The organism is Stutzerimonas stutzeri (genome assembly GCF_024448935.1).
Lineage (GTDB): Bacteria > Pseudomonadota > Gammaproteobacteria > Pseudomonadales > Pseudomonadaceae > Stutzerimonas > Stutzerimonas stutzeri_AO.
Genome location: NZ_JAMOIE010000263.1, coordinates 1 through 632 on the forward strand (window position 1 = coordinate 1; position 632 = coordinate 632).

A 632-nucleotide genomic window follows, 5' to 3' on the forward strand; every position below is an offset into this window, starting at 1 on the left:
CCCCAGGTAGTCCGCATCGCCCGCCAAGGCCATGGCCAGCAAAAACGAGTCATCCGGATCATCGGCTTCGACCTCGATGGTCAGGCGCTCCAGTACCACAGCCCGTTGCAGGTTATTGATCATGGCGCCCACCTTGGCGGGCTGTAGGATGGCCTGAAGCTTGGGATAGCGGCTGGCTCGACGAATTTCATCGAGTTGCATCCGCGAGGTCACCACCTCGAAACGCGCCGCCCGCCAGGCACGGTAGATCGCATCGGGCGCGCCATGTGGCGAGATCAGGGCGCTGAACAGGATGTTGGTATCCAACACGACCCGCATCAGCGCTTACGTGCCCAGTCGAGCGCTTCGTCAACCGCGTTGGTCAATTCTGCCTCACTCAGATGGGCGTTAGCGGCCTTGGCCTGCTCAGCGCTCAGCTCCAGGATGTGTGCCCGTACCGCTTCTTCGATGAAGCGCGACAGGTCGCCCTTACGGCCGCCGCCCTGGCTGGCCAGAAACATCCGAAGCGACTGGTCGGTGTCGGCCGAGACGGCGACATTCCAGCGAATGGTATTCATAGCGTTCTCCGCTAATAGGTGTTTGTGTGTTTATACGCCAATCACAAAGGGCGATGCAATGGTTCGACAAAACGA

The 632-nt window shown here is 60.1% G+C and carries 2 protein-coding genes; both read right to left on the bottom strand.

Annotated features, from left to right (window positions below; all coding sequences use genetic code 11):
• Window positions 1-318, bottom strand: a 318-nt coding sequence (locus tag NA637_RS25260) for a putative toxin-antitoxin system toxin component, PIN family (RefSeq protein ID WP_256075398.1), incomplete at its 3' end; no start/stop codon positions are given.
• Window positions 318-557: a ribbon-helix-helix domain-containing protein gene (locus tag NA637_RS25265; RefSeq protein ID WP_003089107.1), complete on the bottom strand. Its 240-nt coding sequence runs from the start codon at window positions 555-557 to the stop codon at window positions 318-320. The genes NA637_RS25265 and NA637_RS25260, both read right to left, overlap by 1 nt.
• Window positions 558-632: the final 75 nt, after the last annotated feature.

Bases quoted from the DNA above. Each gene is read 5' to 3' on its own strand.
- NA637_RS25265 (WP_003089107.1), bottom strand. From the start codon at position 557: ATGAATACCATTCGCTGGAATGTCGCCGTCTCGGCCGACACCGACCAG.